Here is a 26,117-nt window from a genome sequence, read left to right on the forward strand (position 1 = left end):
GACCGTGCCTCTCCCGCTCCCGCCGCCGACCCTCCCGCCCCGCGCCCGAGCCGCCTAGGAAACCCGTGCCGAAGACGCCCGCGAACGACCGCCCGCACCAGTTGGACCAGGAGGTCCCGACCACCCTCGACGGCGTGCGGGCATGGCTGGTGTCGGCCGTCGCCGAGGCGGCCGGGCTCGACCCCGACTCCGTCGACCCGGACCGTCCCATGGCCGAACTCGGCCTCGGGTCCCGCCAGTTGGTCGGCATCGCCGCCGAGCTCGCCGCCCGCACCGGCCAGGAACCGGACGCCTCGGTCATCTTCGACCACCCCACGGTCAACGCCCTCGCCGCCGCCGTCCTGCACGCCCCCGGCCCGGCGCCGGGCACCCGCCCGCAGCCGCCCGCCCCCCGCGGACGGACCGGCCCCGCGGACGCCGGGCGGACCGGCCCCGCCGGGGACGACATCGCCGTCGTCTCCATGGCCTGCCGCTTCCCCGGCGCCGACGACCCCGACGCCCTGTGGCAGCTCCTGGCCGAAGGCCGCGACGCCGTCACCGACGTCCCCCCGGGACGCTGGAACACCGGCGGCCTGTACGACCCCGACCCGGACGCCACCGGCACGGCGTACAGCCTCCGCGGCGGCTACCTCACCGGCATCGACCGCTTCGACGCCCCGTTCTTCGGCATCCCGCCCCGCGAGGCCGAGGCGATGGACCCCCAGCAGCGGCTGCTGCTCCAGACCGCCTGGGAGACCCTGGAACGCGCCGGGATCGTGCCCGCCACGCTGAACGGCAGCGCCACCGGCGTCTACGTCGGCCTCTACGACAGCGGCTACCTGGCCGGGGCCGGACTGGACCGCCTCGACGGCCACGTCGGCACCGGATCGGCCCCCAGCGTGGCCTCCGGCCGCATCGCCTACTCCCTCGGCCTCGAAGGCCCCGCCGTGACCGTCGACACGGCCTGCTCCTCCTCCCTCGTCGCCCTGCACCTGGCCGCCCGCGCCCTGGCGGACGGCACCTGCGACCTGGCCCTGGCGGGCGGCGCCACCCTGCTCGTCACCCCGCGCGCCCACGTGGAGTTCAGCCGGCTGCGGGGCCTGTCGCCCAGCGGGCGGTGCAGCCCCTTCTCCGCCGGTGCCGACGGCGTGGTGTGGGCCGAGGGCTGCGGTCTGGTGCTGCTCAAGCGGCTCGCCGACGCCCAACGCGACGGCGACCGGGTCCTCGCCGTGGTCAAGGGTTCGGCCATCAACCAGGACGGCCGCAGCCAGGGCCTGACCGCCCCCAGCGGCCCGGCCCAGGAGCGCGTGGTGCGCGCCGCGCTCGCCGCGGCCGGCCTGGAGCCCGACGACCTGGACCACGTGGAGGCGCACGGCACCGGCACCCGGCTCGGCGATCCGATCGAACTGCGCGCCCTGGCCCGGGTCTTCGGGCCGGAGCGTCCCGACGGCCGGCCGCTCGCCGTCGGCTCCCTGAAGTCCAGCCTCGGCCACACCCAGGCCGCCGCCGGCATCGGCGGCGTCATCAAGACCGTCCTGGCCCTGCGCCACGAGACCCTCCCCGCGTCCCTGCACGCCGGCGACCCGGCGGAGCAGGCCGGCCTCGGGGCGGGACCGCTGCGCGTCGTCGACGCCCCCGTGCCATGGCCCCGCGACCCCGACCGCGTCCGGCGGGCGGGCGTGAGCGCCTTCGGCATCAGCGGCACCAACGCCCACGTGATCCTCGAGGAGGCCCCCGCGCCGCCCGCCCCGGAGGAGGAGCCCGCGCCGGACGGCACGCGGGGCGCCGCGGCACGCCGGGACGGCCCCGGGGCCCGGCGGGACACCCCACCGCCCGCCCCCCGCCCGCTGCTGTTCCCGCTGTCGGCCCGGACACCGGCCGCCCTGCGCCGGCAGGCCGACCGCCTCGCCGAAGCCCTCACCGCCCGGCCCGGGACACCCCTCGCCGCGGTGGCGGCCGCCCTGGCACACCACCGCACCCACTTCGCCCACCGCGCCGTCCTCACCGCCGCCGACCACGGCACCCTGCTCACCGCGCTGCGGTCCCTCGCCTCCGACGGCCCGGACGCCCACGGCCACGAGGCCGTCGTGGGGCCCGGGCACACCCGCCCGCACGGCGGCAAGGTGGCCTTCGTCCTGCCCGGCCAGGGCTCCCAGTGGGACGGCATGGCCCGCGACCTCCTCGCCCACGACCCCGTCTTCGCCGACGAACTCGACCGCTGCGACGCCGCCCTGCGCCCCTACACCACCTGGTCGGTGGCGGCCGTCCTGCGCGGCGACGACGCGGCCCCCGGGCTCGACCGGGTGGACGTCGTCCAGCCCGTCCTCTTCGCCGTCATGGTCTCCCTCGCCGCCGTGTGGCGGGCCCGGGGCGTCCGGCCCGACGCCGTGATCGGCCACAGCCAGGGCGAGGTCGCCGCCGCCTGCATCGCGGGCGCCCTCGGCCTCAACGACGCGGCCGCCGTGGTCGCCCTGCGCAGCCAGGCCCTCACCCGCCTGTCCGGCACCGGCACCATGGCGGTGGTGGGCCTCCCGCACGCCGAAGCAGAGGCCCGCCTCGCCGAGTCCGGCGGCCGGGTGTCCGTCGCCGCCGTCAACAGCGACCGCTCCACCGTCCTCGCCGGGGACACCCAAGCGGTGGAGCGCCTGCTCGCCGCGCTCGACCGCGAGCAGGTCTTCGCCCGCCGCCTCGACGTCGACTACGCCTCCCACACCGCCGCGGTGGAACCCCTGCGCCCCGGACTCCTCGGGGAACTCGACGGCGTCCTCACCTCACCCACCCCCGTCACCTGGTACTCCACCGTCACCGGCGAGCCCGTCACCGGGGAACTGGACGCCGGGTACTGGTACACCAACCTGCGCGAACCCGTCCGGTTCGCGTCCGCCGTCACGCGCATGATCGCCGACGGGCACCGCTGGTTCGTCGAGCTCGGCCCCCACCCCGCGCTGCTCACCGCCCTGCGCACGGTCGCCGGGGACGCCGACGGCGGGGACGGAACCGAGGACACCGCCGGCGTGGTCGCCGTGGGTTCCCTGCGCCGCGACGAGGACGGCGCGGCCTGCCTGGACCGCGCGACCGCCGAACTCCACGTGCGGGGACTGCCCGTCGCCTGGCCGCGCCTGGTGCCCCGCACCACCCCCGCCGACCTGCCGACGTACGCCTGGGAGCCGCACCGCTACTGGGCGCGGCCGGCCTGTGCGGAGACCGCCCCCGGCCTGTTCGACCGGGCCGAGCACCCCCTGCTCGGCGTGCAGCTGCGTTCGGCGGACGCCTCCCGCTGGACGTTCCGCAACGAGTGGTCGCCCGCGACCGCGCCCTGGCTGGCCGACCACGAGGTCTTCGGACGCACCGTGGTGTCCGGCACCACCCTGCTGGAGCTGTGCCGCGCCGCCCTCGCCGCCGCCCGTCCGGACAGCCCGCCGGACGTCACCGGCCTGCTGCTGCCGGCCCCCCTCGCCCTGCCCGCCGGCGGCACCGTCGAGGTGTCCGTCGAGGTCTCCACCGCCCTGCCCGTGCCGGAGGTCACCGTGCACAGCCGCCGGCGCGGCCCGGAGGGCACCGACTGGGCCCTGCACGCCACCGCCTCGGCGCACCCCGCGCTCCCCGACCCGGGCGAGCGCCCGCCGCCGCGCCCCGAGGGCGCCGACCCCCTGTGGACCGAGGACACCTACGACCGGCTCGCCGGTCTCGGACTCGGCTACGGCCCCGCCTTCCGCGGAGTGCGCGAGGTGGTCCGCACCGACGCCGACACGCTCCTGGTCCGGCTGTCCCTGCCCCCGGCCGCCCACGGCGACCCGAAAGACACCGCCGCCCACCCGGTCCACCCCGCGCTCCTGGACGCGGCGCTGCAGGCGGCGGCGGCGTTCGACCCCGCCGGCCGCCGGGTGCTGCTCCCCGTCGCGGTGGGCCGGTGCTCCCTGCCGCCCACCGGCGCGAGCGACCTCACGGCGTCCGTACGGCGCACCGGCGCCGCCGGCACGGACGTCACCCTCGACGTGCGCCTCTGGGACGCCGACGGCCTGCCCGCCGGCCGGCTGGACGACGTGCGGCTGCGCGCGGCCGACCCGGCCGGCCTCGCCGAAGCTGCCGGAAACGCCCGGCACCTGTACGAGGTGACCTGGACGCCGCTGCCCGGCACCCCGCCGCCGGCTCCCGGGGCGGAGGCCGCTGCCTGGCACGTGCGCGAGCCCGCCGGGGAGACCTCCCTCACGGCCGCGCTCACGGCGGCGGGCGTGCCGCTCGCCGCCCCCGGCGCCCGTCCGGAGGTCCTGGTCCGCCTCTGGCCGCTCCCCGGCGCGGACGACGACCCGGCCGCCGCCGCCCACGCGCTGGCCGCCGAAGCCCTCACCGAGGCGCGGGAGACGGCCGCCCTCCCGCCGGACCGGGCGCCGGGCCGGATCCTGTGGGTGACCCGCGGAGCGGTCGCGGCCCGGCCGGGGGACGCGGTACCCGGCCTCGCCCAGTCGGTGCTGTGGGGCCTGGCCCGCGGCGTCCGCGCCGAACACCCCGGCCTCGGCCTCACCCTGCTGGACCTCGACGCCCCCGCCGACGGTGCCGGCACCGCCGCCGCGGCGGGGGCCGGGACGGACGCCGCCGGGCCGGACCACGCCGCGGCCGCCGTCCCCGCCCTGCTGCTCGCCGCCGCCCGGGACGCCGGGGAGGAGGAGCCCGAACTCGCGCTGCGGGACGGTTCGCTGCTCGTCCCCCGGCTGGTGCGGGCCCGCTCCGACGCCGGACTGCGCCTCCCCGCCGGGGACTATGCGCTGACCGGCTTCCCGGACGGTCCGCGGGCCCACCCGGTCCCGGTCGCCGCACCCGGCCCCGGGCAGGTGCTGATCGACGTACGGGCCCTCGCCCTCACCGACGAGGGTGTACCGGGCGCCGCCGGCGGCGTGATCACGCAGTGCGGCCCCGGCGTCGACGGACTCGCCCCCGGCACCAGGGTGACCCTCCCCGCCGGGACCGCCCCCGGCCCCCGCGTCACGGCCGCCGCCGGGTCGGTCACCGTGCTGCCGGACGGCGTGCCGTTCCCCGCCGGCGCCGCCGGGACGGACCCCGCCGGCCCGCCCCCGCAGGTGCTGCCGGTCACCGCCGCCGGTACGGGCGTCCGGCGGGCCCGCTCCCGGCCCGCCCGTCCCGTCGTCCTCGACCTGGCCGGCCGCACCGCCCCGGTGCCGGCCGACGGCACCGTGCTGATCACCGGCGGCCTCGGCGCGATCGGCCGGAGCGTCGCCCGTCTGCTCGCCGGGCAGGGGGCGCCGCGCCTGCTGCTGGTCTCCCGCCGGGGCGCGGACGACCCGCGCGCGCGGGAGGTGACCGCCGAACTCACCGCGCTCGGCGCCCGGGTGGAGATCGCCGCCTGCGACGCGGCCGACGGGAACGCGCTGGCGGCCCTCCTCGACGCGATCGACGACGACGCCCCCCTGCGCGGGATCGTGCACTGCGCCGGAACCCTCGCCGACGCCGCCCTCGCCGACCTGACCGCCGACCGCCTGGCCGAGGTCATGCGCCCCAAGACCGACGGCGCCGCCCACCTGCACCGCCTCACCGCGCACCTGCCCGTCGACCTGTTCCTGCTGGTCTCCTCGGCGGCCGGCGTCCTGGGCAACGCCGGCCAGGCCAACTACGCCGCCGCCAACGCCTTCCTCGACCAACTCGCCCACCACCGGCGCGCGCTGGGCCTGCCCGCCGTGTCCGTCTCCTTCGGCGCCTGGGCGGGCGCCGGGCTCGCCGCCGGACACGCCGGCCTGGACCGCCTGGCCCGCCTCGGCCACCGCGCGCTCACCCCCGAGCAGGGCGGCGACCTCCTCGGGTCGGCCCTGCGCCGGGACTCCGCCCACCTGGTGGCCGCGGCACTGGACCTGCCGCGCCTGCGGGACGCCGTGACGGCCGGCCCCGCCGCCACGTCGGCGCTCTGGCGCAGCCTGCTGCCCGCGCCCCGCCCGGCACCGGGCTCCGGCACCGCGTTCGCGGAACGGCTGGCCCGCCTCCCCGAGGCCGAACGCGGCGCGCGGGTCCTGGCGCTGGTCCGCGAGGAGGCCGCCCGCGCCCTCGGCCTCCCCGGCCCCGGCCCGGTCCGGCCCGAGGAACCGCTGCGCGACCTCGGCATGGACTCGGCGACGGCCGTCGAACTGCGCAACCGCATCGGCGCCCGCACCGGGACCAGGCTCCCCGCCACCCTGCTGTTCGACCACCCGACCCCGGCACGGCTCACCGCCCACCTGCTCACCCGTCTGCGCACCGGCTCCCCGGCCACCGCCCGCACCGGGCCCGCCGCCCCCGCCCCGGCGGCCGGCGAGCCGATCGCCGTCGTGGGCACCGCCTGCCGGCTGCCCGGCGGGGCCGACGACCCCGAGGCCCTGTGGCGGCTGCTCGCCGAGGGGCGGGACGCGGTGGGCCCGTTCCCCGCCGACCGGTGGGACGTGGAGTCCGTCCACGACCCCGACCCGGCCACCCCCGGCACGTCCTACGTCCGCGAGGGCGGCTTCCTGGACGACATCGAGTCCTTCGACGCGGGCTTCTTCGGCATCACGCCCAAGGAGGCGGCCGCCATGGACCCCCAGCAGCGCCTGCTGCTGGAGACCGCCTGGGAGGCCCTGGAACGCGCCGGGATCGTGCCCGGCGACCTGGCGGGCGGCACCGCCGGCGTGTACGTCGGCATGTTCGGCAGCGACTACCTGGCCGGCACCCCGCTGGACCGCCTCGACGGCTACGTCGGCACCGGCTCCGCGCTCAGTGTGGCCTCCGGCCGCCTCGCCTACACGCTCGGGCTGCACGGCCCGGCGATGACCGTGGACACCGCCTGCTCCTCGTCGCTGGTGGCGACGCACCTCGCCGTGCAGGCGCTGCGCAACGGGGAGTGCGACCTGGCCCTCGCGGGCGGCGCCACCCTGATGGTCACCCCGCAGACGTTCGTGGAGTTCAGCCGCCTCGGCGGGCTGTCCCCGACCGGGCGCTGCCGCTCCTTCGCCGACGACGCCGACGGCGCCGTGTGGGCGGAGGGCGCGGGCATGGTCGTCCTGAAGCGGCTGGGCGACGCGCGGCGCGACGGCGACCGGGTGCTCGCCGTGCTGCGCGGCACCGCCGTCAACCAGGACGGCCGCAGCCAGGGCCTGTCCGCCCCGCACGGCCCGGCCCAGGAGGACGTGATCCGGCGCGCGCTGGACCGGTCCGGGCTCGGGCCCGCCGACATCGACTACGTGGAGGCCCACGGCACCGGGACCACCCTCGGCGACCCGGTCGAGGCGAACGCCCTGGCGCGGGTCTTCGGCGGCCGGCGCCCCGGCGGCCGGCCGCTGTACCTGGGGTCGCTCAAGTCGAACATCGGCCACGTGCAGGCGGCGTCCGGCGTCGCGGGCCTCATCAAGGTCGTCGAGTCGCTGCGGCACGGGACCCTGCCGCGCACCCTGCACGCCGGCACCCCCAGCCGGCACGTCGACTGGGACGACAGCGGACTGCGCCTGCTGCACGAGCCCGCGCCCTGGCCGTCCGGGGAGCGGGTGCGGCGGGCCGGGGTCAGCGCCTTCGGCATCAGCGGCACCAACGCGCACGTCGTCGTCGAGGAGGCCCCGCCCGCCCCCGGGACCGGAACGGGGAGCGACCCCGGGACCGTCGCCGGGACCGGAACGGACCCCGGAGCGGAGCCGCCCGCGCCGGGCCGGAACCTGTTCCTGCTGTCCGCGCGCAGCGAAGGCGCCCTGCGCGGCCAGGCCGCGCGGCTGGCCCGGCACCTCGACCACGGGACGCCGCTGCCGGACGTCGCCCACACCCTGGCCCGGCACCGCGGCCACTTCGAGTGGCGCGCCGCACCGGTCGCCCGGGACCGCGACGAACTCCGCGCCCGCCTCGACGCGCTGGCGAGCGGCCGCACGCCCGTGGCCCCGGCCGCCGCCGACCCGGCGGGCAAGGTGGCCTTCGTGTTCGCCGGGCACGGCGGGCAGTGGCCCGGCATGGGCCTCGGACTCGTGGGCCGGTCACCGGAGTTCGACGAGGAACTGCACCGCGTCGACGAGGCCGTGCGGCGGCACGCCGGGTGGTCGGTGCTCAACGTGCTGCGCGCACCGGAGGAGTTCTCCCCGCTGCAGCGCACCGAGTACCTCCAGCCGGTGCTGTTCGCGCTCGACGCGGCCCTCGCCGCCGCCTGGCGGGGCCTCGGCGTCCGCCCGGACGCGGTCGTCGGCCACAGCCTCGGCGAGATCGCCGCCGCGTACACCGCGGGCGCCCTCGCCCTCGACGACGCGGTGACCGTGGTGACCGCCCGCGCCCACGCCGTCGTCCCGCACGTCGGACACGGCGGCATGCTGGCCGTCGAACTGCCGCCCGCCGAGGTCGGGGAACTCCTGGCCCCCGAGGCCGGGCGGCTGTTCGTGGCGGCCGTCAACGGCCCGCGCTCGACGGCCGTCTCGGGCGAGTCCGGCGCGCTCGCCGCGCTGCGCGGACGCCTGGAGGAGCGGGGGGTCGCCGTGCGCCCGCTGTCGACGCCCTTCGCCTCCCACACGCCGCTGATGGAGCCCCTGCGCGACGAACTCCTGGAACGGTTCGCTCCCGTCCGGCCCCGCCCCTGCGACGTCCCCCTCTATTCAGCGGTGCACGCCGGACCCGTCCCGGGCGAACGGCTCGGCGCCGCCCACTGGTTCGACAACCTGCGCCGCCCCGTCCGCTTCGCCGACACCGTCCGCCGCCTGCTGGACGACGGCTGCCGGTACTTCGTCGAACTCAGCCCGCACCCCTCGCTGACCGGCGCCGTCGAGGCGGTGGCCGCCGAGACCGGCACCCCCGTGTGCGCCGTGGGATCGCTGCGGCGCCAGCAGGACGGGCCGGACGCGCTACTGCGCCGGGCCGGCGAGCTGTACGCGGGCGGGTACACGCCCGACACCTCGGTCCTGTTCCCCGCCGGACGGCCCGCCGTCCTGCCGACCTACGCCTTCGCCCGCTCCCGGCACTGGCTCGCCCCGGCCCCGGCCGCCGCCCCCGGCGCCCGGCCGCTCGCGGGCACCCACGTGGAGGCCGCCGACCAGCCCGGACGGCACCTGTTCCAGAGCACGGTCGACCTGCGCGACAGCCGCTTCGCCTACCTGGCGGAGCACCGGGTGAGCGGAGAGGTGTGGCTGCCCGCCGCCGCCTTCCTGGAGGCGGTCCTGGAGGCGGCCGCCGTGCTCCGTCCCGGAGAGGGCGTCGAGCTGACCGACGCCGTCCTCCTGCGCCCCCTGCGCCTCCCGGAGGAGGGGCCGGTGCGGTTGCAGCTGGTGCTGCGGCCCGCCGAGGACGGCGGTCACGACGTCACCGTCCTGGCCGCCGCCCCCGGCGCCCGCTGGGAACAGCACCTGACCGGCCGCCTCGCCACCACGCCCCCGGCCGTCCCGACGGCACCCGAACCGCCCTCGGCGCTGCGCGCCCGCTGCACGCGGGAGGCGGACCTGCCCGCCCTCTACGGCACGTTCGCCGCCCTCGGCATCGACTACGGCCCCGCCTTCCGCGCTCTCGCCGAGGGCCACCGCACCGACGGCGCCGCCCTCGCCCGCCTCACCGGCCGGTCCGCCGAGGGCCACCTGATCCACCCGGCGCTCCTCGACGCGGCCCTCCACACCGCCGCCCTGCCCGGCGGGGCGCCCGAGGGACGGGCCTTCGTGCCCGCCGGCGTCGGCCGCCTCCGGTACACCGGACGGCGCACCGCCCCGACGTGGGTGACCTGCGCCCTGCGCTCGGTGTCCGGTGACAGCGCCCTGTGCGACCTGCGGCTGTGGGACGCCGACGAGCAGCTCGTCCTGGAGGCCGAGGAGGTCCGGCTGGCCGCCCTCTCGCCCCTGGACGGCGCCCTGTTCGAGACCCGCTGGCAGCCCCGTCCCGAACCGTCCGAGCGACCCGCCGGCGGGCGCTGGCTGATCCTCGCCGACGACACCGGCGCCGCGGACGGCCTGGCCGGCCGCCTCGGTGCGGCGGAGGCGCACGTCGTCGCCCGGCGCGGGCCGCGGTACACCGCCGAGGGCCCCGGCCGCTACGTCCTCGACCCCGCCGACCCGCACCAGCTGAGCCGGCTCCTGGACGAGGCGTTCGCGGGCGCCCCGCCCGCCCGGGTGGTCCAGCTGTCCGCCCTGGACGCCCCGGCCGTCGTGGACGAGCACACCGCCGACGAGGCCGCCCGGCTGTGCTGCCTCACCACCCTCCACCTGGTCCGGGCGCTCACCGGACGCGGCCCCGCGCCCCGCCTGTTCGTGGTCACCCGGGGCAGCCAGGCGGCCGGCGGCAGCACCCGTGTCGCCCACCCGCAGCAGGCCCTCGCCTGGGGCTTCGGACTCGCCGTCGCCCAGGAGCACCCGGAGCTGTCGGCCACCCTGATCGACCTGCCGGAGGAGGGCGGCACCGACGCCCTGTGGACCGCCGTCGCCCACGCCGACGACGAACGCCTGGTGGCCCTGCGCGACACCGGACGGCTGGTGCCCCGCCTGACCCGCACCCGCCCCGACGACGACGGCGCCCCGCCCTCCCCGGACGGCGTGCACCTCGTCACCGGCGGCCTGGGCGGCCTCGGCCGGGTCGTCGCCGAACGGCTGGCCCGGCGCGGCGCCCGACGGCTCGCCCTGATGAGCCGCCACACCCCCGACGCGGACACCGCCGCCTGGATCGCCGGCCTGGAGGCCCGCGGCGTCACCGTGCACCTGGCCCGCGCCGACGTCGCCGACCGCGCCGCCCTCACCGCCGCCCTGGACGCCCTGCGCCGCGACGCCGGCCCCATCGCCTCGGTCGTCCACGCGGCCGGCGTCCTCGACGACGCCGCGCTCGCCCACCTGACGGAGGCCCGCGTCCGCCGCGTCCTGGCGCCCAAGGTCCTCGGCACCGCCCTGCTCACCGAACTCGCCCCCGAGGCGGGCACCGTCGTCCTGTTCGCCTCCGCCGCCGGACTCCTCGGGTCGGCCGGGCAGGCGCCGTACTGCGCCGCCAACGCCTTCCTGGACGCCTGGGCCCACCACCTGTCCCGCGCCGACCGCCGCGCGCTGAGCCTGGACTGGGGCGCCTGGAGCGGCGTCGGCATGGTCGCCGCGTCCGACGCGCGGGCCGCCGGGACCGGCCGCTCCGGTCTCGTCGCGTTCACCCCGGAGGAGGGCGGCGCCCTCTTCGAACGGGTGCTGGGCAGCCCCCGGCGCCAGCTCGCCCCGCTCGCCCTGGACCGGGAACTGCTGGCACTCGCGCCCGGCCTGGTCCGCACCCGGCCCCTGCTCGCCGGCCTGGCCGACGGCACGACCGCACCCGGCGACACCGACGGCCTCGCCGCCAGGGCCCTGGCCGCCACCACCGACGCCGACCGCGCCACCTGGCTGGAGGTGTACGTGCGCGCCCGGATCACCGCCGTCTCCGGCGGCACCGCCGACGTGTCCGTGACCGCGGCGCTGAAGGAACTCGGCCTGGACTCCCTGATGCTGGTCCGGCTGCGCAACGACTTCGCCCGCGACCTGGGCATCGAGATCCCGGCCGCCGAGGTGTTCGCGGCCGCCGACACCCGCGGGCTCACCCGGATGCTGGCCGCCGCCCTCCCCGGCCGGACGGCCGCACCGGCACCGGCGCCGGGACCCGGGACACGCCCTCCGGCGCCCGTGCCCGGCAGCGAGCTGTTCCCGGCCACCCGTGACGTCGTCCGCCTGCTGCGCAGCGCCCGGCCCGGGATGCCCGCCGCCGCCCACGCCGTCGGCCTCGCGGTCCGCGTCACCACCCCCGTCACCCGCGAGCACCTCACCGGCGTCCTCACCCGCCTCGCCGCCCGCCACGCCGCCCTGCGCACCGCCGTGGTGTCCGGCGCCGACGGGGGCCCGCTGCTGCGCGCCGACCGTGAGCCGGGCGGGGCGCTGCTGCGCTGGACCACGGTCCCCGGCTCCGGGCACCTGGACCCCGCCGAACGGCTCCGGGCGCTGCTGGAGCCGCCGTTCGACCTGGCGGAGCCGCCCCTGTGGCGGTTCGAGTTCGTGGACGGCGGCGCCCGCGGCCGTTTTCTCCTCTACGGCGCCCACCACGTCGTGAGCGACCTGCAGTCCCTGCTCCTCGTCGCCGGGGAGATCGACGCGGAACTGTCCGGCACCGTCCTGGACGGCACGCCCGACAACCGCGGCCTCGCCCTGCTGGCCGAGGCCCAGCCGCCCGCCGCGGCCTCCGCGGAGGACGCCCCCGGCACCTCCGAGTGGCGTGCGGCCTTCGAGGGCGCGGCCCGGCTCGACCTGACGCTCACCCACCCCCGCCCGGCCCGCCGGACGTACCGGGCGGGCAGCGTCACCGTGCCCCTGCCCGACGGCCTCACCGCGCGGATCGCGGCCGCCGCGAGCCGCCTGGCCGTCACCCCCGCCGCCTTCTGCCTGGGTGCCCTCACCGTCCTGCTGGCCCGGCTGCGGCAGCGGGAACGGTTCGTCCTCGCCGTGCCCGTGGACACCCGCATCCACGCCGACGCCCAGGGTGCCGTCGGCTTCTTCGGCGTACCGGTGCCGTTCCCGGCGTGCGCCGGGGCGGGGGAGAGGATCGAGGAGGTGCTGCGCCGCACCGACCGCAGGCTGCGGCGGATCCTCACCCGGGGCGCCATGTTCTCCGACGTGCTGCCGGCCCTGGCCCGGCAGGGGCTGCACCGGCCCGAGGCACCGCTGGTGGAGGTCTACTTCAACCACGTACGCTCCGGCGCCGCCCGGCCGGAGCACCTGGAGGTGCTGCCCGCCGGCACCGGCTGGTCCGACCTGGACCTGATGATCACCATGACGCCGGACGCGGGCCGGATCCTGCTGGACCACAACCTCGACATCCTCGACGCCCGGGCGACGGGCGAACTGGCCCGCGCGTTCCTGGAGTTGCTGGAGACGGCGGCCGAGGACCCCTCGGGCACGGTCGCGGCGGAGCCGGACCGGGGCACCGTCACGGGGGCCGACTCCGGCAGCGGAGTCCACACCGACGCCGACGCCGACTTCGGCACCGGAACCGACGCCGACTCCGGTGCCGCCCCCGGCCCCGCTCCCGTTCCCGCCCCCGTTCCCGTCCCTGCTGCCGGAACCGCCGACGGTGAGGACGCGGTCCGTCTGGCCCTCGCCGCCACCTTCGCCACGGGCCGCCTGCCTCTGATGTGCGCCGCGGCCGTCGAGGCCGGGCAGGGGGGCGCGCCCGGATCGGGGGAGCACGGCAGGGTGACGGTCGCGGAGGCCCCGTACCACCAGGTGGTCACCGCGCTCCGCGACCCGTCCGGTGTCCTCGCCGACCCGCGGACGGCCGTGGGCGTCGTGCTGCTGCGCGGAGCCGACCTCACCCGGTTCGGCCCCGTGGACGAGGCGGTGCTCGCCGAGCTGGGCACCGCTCTCCCGGAGGCCGTGCGCGACCTGGCCGCACGGACGGGGAAGCCGTTCGTCGTGGGCGTCCTGCCCACGGCCCGCCCCGAGGAGCGGTTCACCGCGTGGGAGCGGGACGTCACGGCGGCCCTCGCCGAGCAGCCGGGCGTCGCGGTCCTCGGCCCGGACGACTGGACCCGCCACCACCCGGTCGGGGAGCGGTTCGACGAGCGCACCGAACGGCTCGCCCACCTGCCGTTCACCGCCGAGTTCCAGGCGGCCGTCGCCCTGACCCTCGCGCAGGTCGTGGAGGCGGTGCGCCGCCCCGCCCCGAAGGTGATCGCCGTGGACGGCGACGAGACCCTGTGGGGCAGCGTGGCGGGTGAGAGCGGCCCCGGGGCCGTGGATCTGACGGGACCGCGGGCCCTGCTGGCACGCCGCCTGCTGCGCTGGAGGCAGGCCGGAACCCTGCTGGTGCTCGTCAGCAACAACGACGAGGACGTCGTCCGCGCGGTGCTCGACCGCCCCGACAGCCCGCTGGCGCCCGAGCACTTCAGTGTGCTGTCGGCCGGCTGGGAGCCCAAGCCGGAACGCCTCGCCCGGGCCGCCCGCACCCTCGGCCTGGGTCTCGACACCTTCCTCTTCCTGGACGACAACCCCGCCGAGATCGCCCGCATGCGCTCCGCGCACCCGCGGGTGCTGTCGGTGACCTGCCCGCCGGCTGCCCAACTGCCGGATCTGCTCCAGCGCTTGTGGCCGCTGGTCCCGGCCGCGACGACCGCCGAGGACGGACTGCGTGCCCGCTTCTACGCCCAGGAAGGCGAGCGCGACGCAGCCCGCGCCGAGGCGGGCTTCGAGGAGTTCCTGGCCGGACTGCGGCTGACGGTGGACGTCCGCCCGCTGACCGGCGCCGACGTGCGGCGCGCTGAGCAACTCGTGCGCCGCACCAATCAGTTCACGCTGCGTGCCCGGGCGTCCGACGGCCGGGACCTGCAGAGGTGGCGGTCGGCCGGCGAGGTGTGGACGGCCGCGGCCCGCGACCGCTTCGGCGACTACGGCCAGATCGCCCTGCTCGCCGTCCGGGCGGACGGCGAGCTGCTCGACGTGCTCGCCTGGTCGATGAGCTGCCGGGCCCTCGGCCGCGGCGTCGAGGAACGACTGCTCCAGTGGCTGGCCGACCGCGCCGGTGCCCTGGGCTGCACCAAGGTCCGGCTGACGGCGGACCGCACCCCGCGCAACGCCCCGGCCCGCCGGCTGCTGGCCGCGCTCGGCGGCGGGGCACCGGACGACGACCGGCTGGAGGCCGTCGTGACGCCGGAACACCTGCGCACCTTCCGGTCCTGGCGCGCGGCGGAGGCCCCGCCGCCCCCCACGGACGACTCACCGGCGACCGCATCCGCGACTGCGGAACGGAAGGACACCGAACAGTGACGGAACCGAAGGCGGCGGGGGACCCCGATGCGTGAGACGGACCAGGACGCGGTGGCCCGGGCCGAGGCGATCGAACGCGGCGGCGGCCCCCTCGGTGTGGCGGACCTGCTCGCCCGGGTCGAGGCCGCCGAGGCCGCACGGCCCGCCCGGGCCGACGCCCCGCCGGCCGAGGCGACACACCCCGCCTCCGCCGACGCCCCGCCGGCGACCGGGACCCCGCCGGCGACCGGGACCCCGCCGGCGACCGGGACCCCCACGGCGACCGGGACCCCCACGGCGGACACCCCGACGGCGGACGTGCCCCGCCCCGCCGCCCCGGCGGGCACGCCCCCGTCCGACGCTGCCGCCCCGCACGACCCGGACGGCCTCGCCGCCGCCATCGCCACGCTGGCCGCCCGCTTCCTGCCCGACGGGCACCTCCCGGCCGACGCCGACTTCTTCGACGCCGGCGGCACCTCCGTCCACGCCGTCGAACTCGCCGCCGCCCTGGAGGACGAACTCGGCCTGGTCCTCGACCTCGACGACCTCTTCGCCGACGCCCGCCCGCACAGCCTGGCCCGCCGCTGCCGGCCCGCCGCCGGGACCGCGACCGGCTCACGGACGGCCGCCCTCGTACCGGACCCGGGCACCGGCCCGGCGCTCAGCACCGATGCGCCACCGCCCGCGAACGGCACGGGCCCGGGAGCAGCCCTCGTGCCGCAGCCGCCGGCGGCCCCCGAGGACGTCGCGCCCCGCGCCGTCAGCACCTCGCGCACCCCTCACGCCCCCGCGCCGCCACCGCCCCCCGCCCGGGGCCCCGCGCCCGTCGCCGCCGTCACGGAGCGGGCACCCACCGGGGCCCGGCGCGAGGACCTCGACCAGATCCTCGCCGACCTGGCCCTGGCCGACCGCCTGCCCTTCACGGCGGACCCCGAGCCGGTGCCGCCCCGGCGGCTGCTCCTCACCGGCGCCACCGGATTCCTCGGCGGTCACATGCTGCTGGACCTGCTGCGGCACAGCGACGCCCACGTCCACTGCCTGGTGCGCGCCGCCGACGAGCGGGCCGGACTGGACCGCCTGGGCGAGGCGCTGCGGAGCCACCGCCTGCCCTGGTCGTCGGAGGTGCGCCGCCGGATCACCGTCCTGCCCGGGGACCTGCGCCGCCCGCGTCTCGGCCTGACCGAGGAGACCTGGACCCGCCTCGCGGACGAGCTGGACGGCGTCGTCGGCGTGGCCGCCGCCGTCGACTTCCTGCGGGGCTACCCGTCGCTGCGAGGCAGCAACGTCCTCGGCGCCCTCACCCTCGCCGACCTGGCCGCGTCGGGACGCCCCAAGCCGCTGCACCACGTCTCCTCCATCGCCGTGTTCAACCAGGCCGGGATCGTCTCGATGGGGGAGGACGACCCGCTCGCGCACGTCGACCGCCTCGTCGCGGGCTACGACCAGAGCAAGTGGGCCGCCGAGGTGGCGCTGCGCCGGGCACGCGACCACGGGCTGGTCGTCACCGCACTGCGTCCCGGCGGCATCGGCGGCCACACCCGCACCGGCGCGTACAACCCGCAGGACCTCAGCAGCGGGCTGCTCTCGGCCTTCGGCCGCTTCCGCACCGTCCCCGCCTTCCGTCATCTGAACGCCGCGCCGGTCGACTGGGTGAGCCGGACGGCCGTCGCGGTGATCTGCGAACCGGACGCGTGGGGCTTCGACTACCACCTCACCGGCGTGCCCAACACCCTGGACGACGTCGTCCGGGACATGGCGGCCGGCGGTCTGCACGTCCGGGTGCGGGACTGGGACGAGTGGCGCGCCGACGTCCTGGCCCGGCTGGAGGCCGAGCCGGTCCCCGCGCTGGACTTCCTCACCCGGGTGCTGCGCAGCCCCACCGCGCTGAAGCTGTGCGAGGCGACCCTCACGGGGCCCGCCGCCGGGGCGGAACGCACCGCCGCCCTCGTCGAGGCACTGGACCTGCCGCGCGCCGCCCGCTACGACGCGCGGGCCCGGCTGAAGACGTTCGAGCGGCTCGCCGAGGACGGCCTGGGACGGCTGCCGGGCGCCGCCGACCCGCCCCTGCTGTGGTTCACCGAGACGACCGGGGGCACCGTCGGGCCCGTCGGCGAGGAGGCGGCCGGCCCGTGCTCCATGGCGCTGACGCTGTCCGTGGCGAGCATGCACCAACTGGTCACCGAGCGCCGCGTCGACGTCCGGGGCGAGGTCACCTGCCCCGCCGTGCACCCAGGTCCGCTGACGGTGGAGCGCGGCGCGCTGTGGGTGCGTCCCGAGGAGGGCATCCCCGAGGAGCACGGCACGACGCACCAGCTCATCCGCTACCGGCTGCGGCTGCGGGACCCCGACGGCGGCCACTGGTGGCTGGACGGACGCAAGCACGCCCGGGCCCGCCGCGACCTGTGGCGGCAGGCCCGCGCGCTGGGCGTGCGCATCGGCCGCGAGGGCGAGCCGGCCGCCTTCCACGGCGAGGTCGTCGTCCCCGCCGACTCCTACGTCCCAGACCAGATCGACGGCCTGCGGACCGATCCGCGGCTGACGGAGCGGGAGGCGCGGGCCGCCAAGCTGGCCTGGCTCGCCTGGTTCGGTCTCGAAATGGGCCGCGGCCTGCTCGCCCCCTTCGCCCGGGTCACCGCGGACCTCCTCGACCTGCGCCGCACCACCACCCTCACGGAGCGCCACCGATGATCTTCCGTTCCGCCCGTTCCGCCCGTACCGCCCGTTCCGCCCCCCGGCCCGCCCTGCGCAGGGTCCGGTCGGGTCCCGCCCTGCGGCCCCTGCGGCACCGGCTCGACCCGGCCGCCGTCGAGGAGATCCCCCTGCGGGCGGGCGACGGCGTCCGCCTCGGCCTGACCCGGGTCGGCCCCGGGGGCCCCGGCCGGCCGGCGGTGCTGCTGCTGCACGGGCACACCGCGTCCGCCGACATGTTCCTCCTGCCGGAGGTGCGCAACCTCGTCGACGTGCTCCTGGACGACGGCTGCCAGCCCTGGCTGCTCGACTGGCGCGGCAGCTGCCGGCTGCCCTACAACGAGACGGGCGGGCGCTACACCTACGACGACGTCGCCCTGTACGACATCCCGGCGGCCGTCGAGCACGTCCGCTCCCGCGTCGGCGACCGGCCGCTGTTCGTGGTCGCGCACTGCATCGGTGCCCTCTCGCTGTCCTTGAGCATGACGGCGGGCCTGGTCCCGGAACTGGCCGGAGTGGTCGCCCAGGGGGTGTTCCTGACGCCGAAGCTGTCCGGCCGCACCTCCCTGCGGATGTCGCTGGCGGGGGAGCTGCTGAGGAACCGGACCGACCACATCCCGGTCGACTTCCGGAAGGTCGGCCTGTGGTCGAAGTACACCCCGCTGTTCGCCCTCGCCTCCCGCGGGGAGGGCTGCCCGGACCCCACCTGCCGGATCCTGCACCACTCGGCCTGGGGGAGCGGCGCCTCACTGTTCCGGCACGAGAACCTCGCGGCGGCCACCCACGACCGGCTCGCCGACCTGCTCGGTCCCGCGCCGCTGTGGATCCTGCCCCACCTGCGGCGCATCGAACTGGCCCGCTCGGTGGTCCGCTGGCACGACACCGACCACCGCTACCGCGCCCTGCCCGCCAACGCGCTGGACGCCGCGGACCGGATCGACGCGCCGCTGCTGCTGCTGTCGGGCAGCGAGAACGGGCTCTGGCTGGACTCGCAGAAGCTCTGCCACGAGGTGCTGACCCGCCGGCAGCCGCAGCTGGACGTGCGGTACACGGAGATCCCGGGCTACGGCCACCTCGACACGTTCCTCGGCCGCGGGGCCGCCCTGGACGTGTACGGGCACATCCTGGACTTCCTCGCCGAACGGCGCTGACGGCCGCCCCGCCGCCCGCTACGCTACCCGCCAGTAACCGGATGGCGCCCGACGCACCGGATCGCACCCCAGGAGGCGACCCCCATGCCGCAGTTCGCTGTCGACGGAGCGGACCTGACGTACGACGACGAGGGGCCCCGCGACGCCGAGGACACCCCCCTGGTGTTCATCCACGGCTGGACGGCGAACCGGCGCCGCTGGGACCACCAGGTGGCCCACTTCGGCGCCGGCCGCCGGGTGATCCGCCTCGACCTGCGCGGGCACGGCGAGAGCGGCGGCGCCGGCGTGCCCACCATCGACGCGCTGGCCCGGGACGTCGTCGCGCTGCTGGACCACCTCGGCGTCGACCGCTTCGTCCCGGTCGGCCACTCCATGGGCGGCATGATCGCCCAGACCCTGGCCCTCGCCCACCCCGACCGGGTCGAGCGCCTGGTGCTGGTGAACTCCATCAGCCGGATGACCTACAGCCGGGGGCGGGGGCTGCTGATGGCGGCGTCCACCCGGGTGCCATTCAAGGTGTTCGTCGCCGCCAACATCCAGCGGGCCTTCGGCCCCGGCCACCCCCGGGAGGAGGTGAGACGGTACATCCGCGACTCGGCGGCCACGCCCCGCGAGGTCGTCATGACCCTGTACGCGGCGATGCGGGCCTTCGACGTCCTGGACCGGGTCGGCGAGATCCGCGTCCCGGTCCTGCTGGTGCACGGCCTGCACGACATCCAGCTGCCGGTGCGGCAGATGCTGCGCATGGCGACCCGTTACCCGGACGCGGTGATCCGCATCGTGGACGCGGGACACGAACTCCCGGTGGAGAGGCCCGCCGAACTCACCGCCGCCCTGGACCGTTTCCTCACCGCCCCGGCCCCGGAGCCGACCGCGTAACGGGGCCGGCCCCGAGCGCGGTTACCTGCTCCGCAGCTCCCCGAGCGGCTCTGCCTGCGCGCCCAGCGCCGCGGCCGCCTCCTTCCACGACGGGTCGTCCGGCCGCAGGGCGCTGCGCAGGTAGGCGGTGGTGAGCCGCTGGACGAGGGCCACCCGGGCCGGGCTCTCGTCCGTCGTCTCCGCGGCCTCGTAGCCGGAGATCCCGCCGAGCGAGTGCTCCGCCCCGAACAGCGTGAGCAGGTCCGCGGCCCCCGGACCGTGCCGGTGGACGTCGGTGAACCAGTCCGGCCCCCGGGTGGTCAGCGCGGACCGGTCCCGGTCCCCGGCGACGACCAGCGTGGGCGTCGTCAGGGTGGCGAAATGCGGCCGCATGAAGGGCAGGTGCTCGACGGCGAACGGCGTGAGGTCGTCGCCCAGGCCGGCCGCGGCCAGCAGCACGCCCGCGCCGACCCGGGCGTCGGACAGGTCCTCGCCGGGCTCGCCGTCGGCTCCGAGGACCCGCGCGCCGAGCAGGACGCCCGCCGTCTGGGCGCCCCACGAGTGACCGGCGACGGCGACGCGCTCCCGGTCGACCCGCCCCGCGAGCCCGGGCAGGGCCTTCTCCAGGGCGGGAAGACCGTCCAGCACGCGGACCAGGTCCTCGACCCGGTACCGCCAGATCCGCGGGGTCCTCGGGTCGGTCGCCGGCAGGGCGAGCGTGCGGGAGTCGAGGTGCGTGGGCTGGAGGACCACGAAGCCGGCGGCGGCCCAGTGGTCCGCCAGCGGACCGTAGTGGCGCATCGAGCAGCCGTGGCCGTGCGAGAGGACCACGACCGGCAGGCCGTCACCGGCTGCCGGGGCGGACACGCGGACCTGGAGGTCCGCACCCCGTCCGGGGGCGGGCAGGACGACCGGCTGCACGGAGATCACGGGGGCCGGCCCGTCGGTGGGCGCAGGATGCATGGAGGAACCCTTCCGAGCGGCACGCCGGGGGCGCGCCGCCGTACGAGGAGAAGCGGAACGCTGATCCGTTTACGATACGGATCACTGTTCCGCTTCGCAATGGTCCGCGGTTTCGTCGCTGAACGCCATCGAGCGGACACGCCGAGTCGCCGACCGGGGTGATCCACGGCACCATGGCCGCGTACGCATCCGTCGCGCGCCCGGTGCACCGCCGAGCGCGGTCCGTCCGGCGGACGGGCCGGGACGAACCGGGACGCCGGAGCGTGCGTGACCCCGCGACGCGGGGATACCCGGCCCTCCGCCGCGGCGGCCGGTGGCCGGAGTCACCGTGCACCGGCCCGCCAAGCCATGAGCAGTTCGAAGGAGCCCACGATCATGACGGACGTTTCCAGCCGGGGTCCCGCTCCGGGCGACGACCGCGAGGTACTCACCAACCGCCAGGGCCACCCGGTCTACGACAACCAGAACCAGCGCACGGTCGGCGCCCGTGGCCCCGCCACGCTGGAGAACTACCAGTTCCTGGAGAAGATCAGCCACTTCGACCGGGAACGCATCCCCGAGCGCGTCGTGCACGCCCGCGGCGTCACCGCCTACGGCCACTTCGAGGCGTACGGCACCTGGGGCGACGAGCCGATCTCCCGCTACACCCGCGCCAAGCTGTTCCAGGAAGCGGGCAAGCGCACCGACGTGGCCGTCCGCTTCTCCACCGTCATCGGCGGACGCGACTCCTCCGAGGCGGCCCGCGACCCCCGCGGCTTCGCCGTGAAGTTCTACACCGAGGACGGCAACTGGGACCTCGTCGGCAACAACCTGGGCGTCTTCTTCATCCGGGACGCGATCAAGTTCCCGGACGTCATCCACGCCCTCAAGCCGGACCCGGTGACCTTCGAACAGCAGCCGCGCCGCATCTTCGACTTCATGTCGCAGACGCCGGAGTCGATGCACATGCTGGTCAACCTGTTCAGCCCGCGCGGCATCCCGTCGGACTACCGCCACATGCAGGGCTTCGGCGTGAACACCTACAAGTGGGTGAACGAGGCCGGCGAGACCAAGCTGGTCAAGTACCACTGGATGCCCAAGCAGGGCGTGCGGTCCATGACCGAGGAGGACGCGGCGAACGTCCAGGCGGACTCCCTCGGCCACGCCACCAAGGACCTGTACGAGGCCGTGGCCCGCGGCGAGTACCCCGAGTGGGAACTGCTGGTCCAGATGATGGACGACCACGACCACCCGGAGCTGGACTTCGACCCGCTGGACGACACCAAGACCTGGCCCGAGCAGGACTTCCCGCCGAAGCCGGTGGGGCGGATGGTGCTGAACCGGATGCCGGAGAACTACTTCGCCGAGAACGAGCAGATCTCGTTCGGCACCGGCGTCCTCGTCGACGGCCTGGACTTCTCCGACGACAAGATGCTCGTCGGCCGGACGTTCTCCTACAGCGACACCCAGCGCTACCGCGTCGGCCCGAACTACCTGCAGCTGCCGGTCAACCAGGCCAAGAACGCCCAGGTGCGCACCAACCAGCGCGACGGCCAGATGGCCTACCACGTGGACGGCGGCGGAGAGAACCCGCAGGTCAACTACGAGCCGTCGATCACCGGCGGCCTGCGCGAGGCCCAGTTCCCGACGCACGACGAGCAGGGACCGGAGATCCGCGGCCGGCTCACCCGCAAGCGCATCCCGCGCACCAACGACTACCTCCAGGCGGGCCAGCGCTACTGCCTGATGGAGGACTGGGAGCGCGACGACCTGGTGAAGAACTTCATCGACCTCTTCGGCCAGTGCGACAAGGAGGTCCGCGACCGCATGGTGTGGCACTGCTACATGGCCGAGAACGACCTCGGCCGCCGGGTCGCCGAGGGGCTGGGCATCACGCCCGAGGACCTCGCCCACCTGGAGCCGCTGGAGAGCCAGGACCTCACGGACGAGGACCGCAAGCGGCTGGCCAACCTCGGCGACAACCCCCCGCGGGACGTCGAGGGCCTCACCATGACGCACTGCGTCCCCAACGAACGGCACGTGGTCACCCGCTGACCCACTGACCCGGCGGTCCCGCCCATCGGTCCCGCCCATCGGTCCCGCCCATCGGTCCCGTGCATCGGTCCCGTGCATCGGTCCCGTCCACCGGTTGGATCCGTCGGCCGGGTCCGCCGCTCGGCACACGGCGTGCACCGGCAGCCCCACCCCCACGAGGGCTGCCGGTGCACGCCGTCGTGTGTACGGCCGGGCCGGGGGAGTCGTGGCCGGCCGGGGACGCGCCTGCCCGCCTGCCTGTCCGTCGGCCGGAACGAGGCCCGACCGCCGGTGGCGCGTCCCCGCGTGACCGGCTCCGGATGCACCCGCGGCCGGTCACGCGGGACGGTGAAATCCCGCCCTCCGGCGATCGAACAGCCCAGCGCCGTGGGACTGATGGGACCATGACGAGTTCTTCGTTCCAGCGCACCCTCATCCTGCCGGCCGACGTCTGCGAGCAGGCCGCGCAGCACCTCGAACAGGCCGCCCGGCGGACCGTCGACGGAGCCGGCATCCCGCTGAAGGCGTTCCGTTCCGCCGCGGACAGCGACTACACCCTCCCCGTCTCCGTGGTGGAGCAGGCCGCGGGCTGCCTGCTGGTCCTGGCGACCGAGACCGCGCAGCAGGTGCGGCCCTCGGCCCTGCGCGCCACCATCAGCGTCGCCCTGGCCCTCCGGGACGCCGTCGAGGCCCTCCACCAGCCCGCGCTCACCACCCGCTACTGGTGAGCGCGTCCCGCCCGTCGCATGCCCGCACCCCGTGGGGGAACCCGGCACCCCGTCCCGCACCCACGGAACCTCAGGAGAAGGCATGAGTCTGCTGCGCGTCCTCGGCCGCCCGATGCTGGCCTCGATGTTCGTCGCGGGCGGCTGGGAGTCCGTCCGCAACCCGAAGAGCGTGGCACCGGCCGCCGAACCCGTGGTGCAGCCGGTGACCGAGCGCGTCACGGCCCTGCCCGACCGCACCGAGGACTCGGTACGGCTGAGCGGCGCCGTCCAGGTCGTCGGCGGACTGCTCCTCGCCACCGGGCGCCTGCCCCGGCCGGCCGCCCTCGCGATCGCCGCCACGCTGGTCCCCACGACCCTGGCGGCCCACCGCTTCTGGGAGGTGGACGACCCGTCGGAGCGCTCCGCTCAGCGCATCCACTTCCTGAAGAACCTGTCCATGCTCGGCGGACTCCTGATCGCCGCCGACGACACCGGTGCCGCGCCCTCGCTGCTGTGGCGCGGCCGGCACGCCGCCCACGACCTGCGCCGCGACGCCCGCCTGGTGCGCCGCTCGGTCAGGGCCGGGGCCCGCCCCGCCGCGGCCGCGGGCCGGGTCCGCGCCAAACTGCCCCGCTGACCGCCCCGCGCCCACGCGACGGGCCGGACACCGTGGTTAGCCCGGCGGGGCCCTGGGGACCCGGGGAACGTCAGTGGCGCCCGGCCGGGTGCCACTGCCGATACGGAGGTGAAGACGATGGGACACGGCGGAAACGTCATCGACGAGCTGGTGACCGACCACCGGGAGGTCGAGGAACTCTTCGGCAAGATCGAGGCGCTGCCGCCCGGTCACAAGGACCGCAAGCTCTACGCCGACCAGGCCACCATCGAGCTGGTACGGCACTCGGTGGCCGAGGAGGCCTATCTCTACCCGGCGGTGCGCGAGCACGTTCCGGACGGTGACGCCCTGGCCGACCGGGAACTGCGGGACCACGCCGAGGCCGAGCAGATCATGAAGGACCTCGAGGGCTGCGACGCGGGCGACGCCGAGTTCGACCGGCTCATCGGCATGCTGATGAGCGAGATCCGCGGGCACATCGCGGACGAGGAGCAGAACCTGTTCCCGCAGCTGCGGGCCTCCTGCTCCACCGAGGAACTTGACCGGCTGGGGGAGAAGGTCCGCCAGGCGAAGAAGACGGCGCCGACCCGTCCGCACCCCGCCGCCCCGGACAAGCCCCCGGCGAACAAGCTGCTCGCGCCGGGCGCCGGCATGGTCGACCGGCTCCGGGACGCCCTCAGCGGCCGCGGCAAGGCCGACTGAGCCGGCCGACTCCCGGCACCGGCACGACGCCGGACCGTGACGAGGAGGGGCCCGCCGGGCGGCGGGCCCCTCCTCGCGTGCCCGGCCCGGCCCCGTCCGGCTCTGTGATCAACCCCACTCACCCCGCCAAGACGCCTGTGCGCCCCCGCCGTTGACCCGCGCCCGGCCCCGCCGCGCGGCCCGCCGGAAACGACTCGCCGGCCTCGTCTGCCACGATGGTCCGCGCCTTGTCCCGGTGCCGGGGGCCGCCGCGCGACGCAGCCGGTGCGTCGCCCTCCGCGCCCCCTCGTCCGGAGTCCTCCGGCTCGTCCCCGAGTAGCGCACAGTGTCATCCTCCTCCGTACCCGCCCGGCCCGCCCCTGCCCCGGACCCCGGTCCGCCGCCCGCCGGGAAGGGCACCCGCTCGCCGTGGCGGTCCCTGCGCCACCGCAGCATGCGCTGGTGGTCCGTCGCCAACTTCGTGTCGAACGCCGGCACCTGGATGCAGCTCACGGTGCAGAACCTGCTGGTGCTCCAGATCACCGGGTCGGCCGCCGCGACCGGTCTGTCCATGTCCGTGCAGGCCGCTCCCGCCCTGCTGATGAGCCTCCTCGGCGGCGCCGCCGTCGACCGCTGGCCCCGGAAGCTGACGGCCGCCGTCAGCCAGGCCCTGCTCGGCGTGATCGCCTTCACCACCGCCGTCCTGGTCGCCCTGGACCGGCTCGATCTGACGTCCCTGATGACCCTGGCAGCCGTCACCGGCATCGTCGCCACCGTCGACGGGCCGGCCTGCGCCCTGCTCGGAAACGACCTGGTGCCCGCCGAGGACGTGCCCTCGGCCATCGGCGTGGGCGCGCTGGTGCACAACGCCGGGCGTCTCGCGGGCGCCGCGCTGGCGGGCGTGACCGTCGGCCTGCTCGGCACGGCCGCCGCCTACTTCGCCAACGGCCTCTCGTTCCTGTTCGTCACCGCCGTCATCCCCTTCCTGCGCCCCGTGCGCGGCGCCGCCCGCCGGGTCGCGGAGGAACGGCGGGCCGGCGGGGAGCGGGGCATGACCGTGCGCGAGGGCCTGGCCTTCTTCGTCCGGCGCCCCCGCCTCCTCGCGCTGGCCGGGGTCACCGGGATCAGCGCGGTCTTCGGCCGGAACTACGCGCTCACCCTGGCCGTCCTGGTCACCGGTCCGCTCGCGGGCGGGGCCGGGGCGTTCGGCACCGTCTCCACGGTCCTCGCGGTCGGCGGCATCATCGGCGCGGTGCTCGGCGCGCGGCTGCGCAAGCCGTCCGTGCGGCTGGTCGGCGCCCTCGCGGCGGCCGGCGCGCTGCTGCAGGTCGTGGCGGGGCTGTCGCCCTCACTGGCGGTGCTGCTCGTCCTGGTGCTGCCCATGGCGGTGGTCGAGTCCGTCTCCGACACCGCGGGCACCGCCGTCCTGCAGACCGACCCGCCGGCCCATCTGCGCGGCCGGGTGCTGGGCGTGTGGGGCAGCATCGGCACGGTGTGGGGCCTCGGCGGTCCGCCCGCCCTCGGCCTCCTCATGGAACTGGCGGGACCGCGCGGGGCGCTGATCACCGGCGGCCTGATCATCGCCGGCTGCATCGGAGCCGGTCACCTGCTGCGCGGCCGGCGCACCTCCGCACCGGCACCCGCACCGGCACCCGTGCCGGTGCCGGCACCCGAGCCCGTGCCCGCACCCGCCGACCGGGCCGACCTCGCCGCCCGGCCCGCGCTGAGCCGGGCGGCCTGACCGCGCCGGCCCGGCCCGCCGGGG

The 26,117-nt window shown here is 76.9% G+C and carries 10 protein-coding genes; 9 read left to right on the forward strand and 1 reads right to left on the reverse strand.

What is annotated here, in order from left to right; translation table 11 throughout:
- Nucleotides 1–65: 65 nt before the first annotated feature.
- From ACSU53_RS28915 to ACSU53_RS28930, 4 genes are all read left to right on the forward strand, one after another.
- A complete protein-coding gene (locus tag ACSU53_RS28915) occupies nt 66–14,696 on the forward strand; it encodes an SDR family NAD(P)-dependent oxidoreductase (RefSeq protein ID WP_437032486.1) in 14,631 nt (4,876 codons plus the stop codon).
- A 27-nt stretch (nt 14,697–14,723) separates the two neighbouring features.
- Nucleotides 14,724–17,363: a thioester reductase domain-containing protein gene (locus ACSU53_RS28920; protein WP_437032488.1), complete on the forward strand. Its 2,640-nt coding sequence runs from the start codon at nt 14,724–14,726 to the stop codon at nt 17,361–17,363.
- Nucleotides 17,360–18,514: an alpha/beta hydrolase gene (locus ACSU53_RS28925; RefSeq protein WP_437032489.1), complete on the forward strand. Its 1,155-nt coding sequence runs from the start codon at nt 17,360–17,362 to the stop codon at nt 18,512–18,514. The genes ACSU53_RS28920 and ACSU53_RS28925 overlap by 4 nt, the downstream gene beginning before the upstream one ends.
- Before the next feature lie 84 nt (nt 18,515–18,598).
- Entirely contained in the window at nt 18,599–19,393 is a 795-nt protein-coding gene (locus ACSU53_RS28930; protein ID WP_437032492.1) for an alpha/beta fold hydrolase, read from the forward strand.
- Nucleotides 19,394–19,414: 21 nt separating this feature from the next.
- On the opposite strand, the gene ACSU53_RS28935 is transcribed toward ACSU53_RS28930, so the two are convergent.
- Nucleotides 19,415–20,335, reverse strand: a complete 921-nt coding sequence (locus ACSU53_RS28935) for an alpha/beta hydrolase family protein (protein WP_437032494.1) — start codon at nt 20,333–20,335, stop codon at nt 19,415–19,417.
- A gap of 375 nt (nt 20,336–20,710) precedes the next feature.
- Between ACSU53_RS28935 and ACSU53_RS28940 the strand changes: the two genes are divergently transcribed.
- From ACSU53_RS28940 to ACSU53_RS28960, 5 genes are all read left to right on the forward strand, one after another.
- A complete protein-coding gene (locus ACSU53_RS28940) occupies nt 20,711–22,369 on the forward strand; it encodes a catalase (protein ID WP_437032495.1) in 1,659 nt (552 codons plus the stop codon).
- 383 nt (nt 22,370–22,752) lie between these two features.
- Nucleotides 22,753–23,076, forward strand: coding sequence for a hypothetical protein (locus ACSU53_RS28945; RefSeq protein WP_437032497.1), 324 nt, complete (start codon nt 22,753–22,755; stop codon nt 23,074–23,076).
- 82 nt (nt 23,077–23,158) lie between these two features.
- On the forward strand, nt 23,159–23,692 hold the full coding sequence (locus ACSU53_RS28950) for a DoxX family protein (protein ID WP_437032499.1): 534 nt from the start codon (nt 23,159–23,161) through the stop codon (nt 23,690–23,692).
- A 117-nt stretch (nt 23,693–23,809) separates the two neighbouring features.
- Complete coding sequence (locus tag ACSU53_RS28955; protein WP_437032501.1) at nt 23,810–24,373, forward strand: hemerythrin domain-containing protein; 564 nt, start codon at nt 23,810–23,812, stop codon at nt 24,371–24,373.
- Nucleotides 24,374–24,806: 433 nt separating this feature from the next.
- A complete protein-coding gene (locus ACSU53_RS28960; RefSeq protein ID WP_437032503.1) occupies nt 24,807–26,093 on the forward strand; it encodes an MFS transporter in 1,287 nt (428 codons plus the stop codon).
- Nucleotides 26,094–26,117 lie beyond the last annotated feature (24 nt).

Source organism: Streptomyces sp. enrichment culture (assembly GCF_964273255.1).
GTDB lineage: Bacteria > Actinomycetota > Actinomycetes > Streptomycetales > Streptomycetaceae > Streptomyces.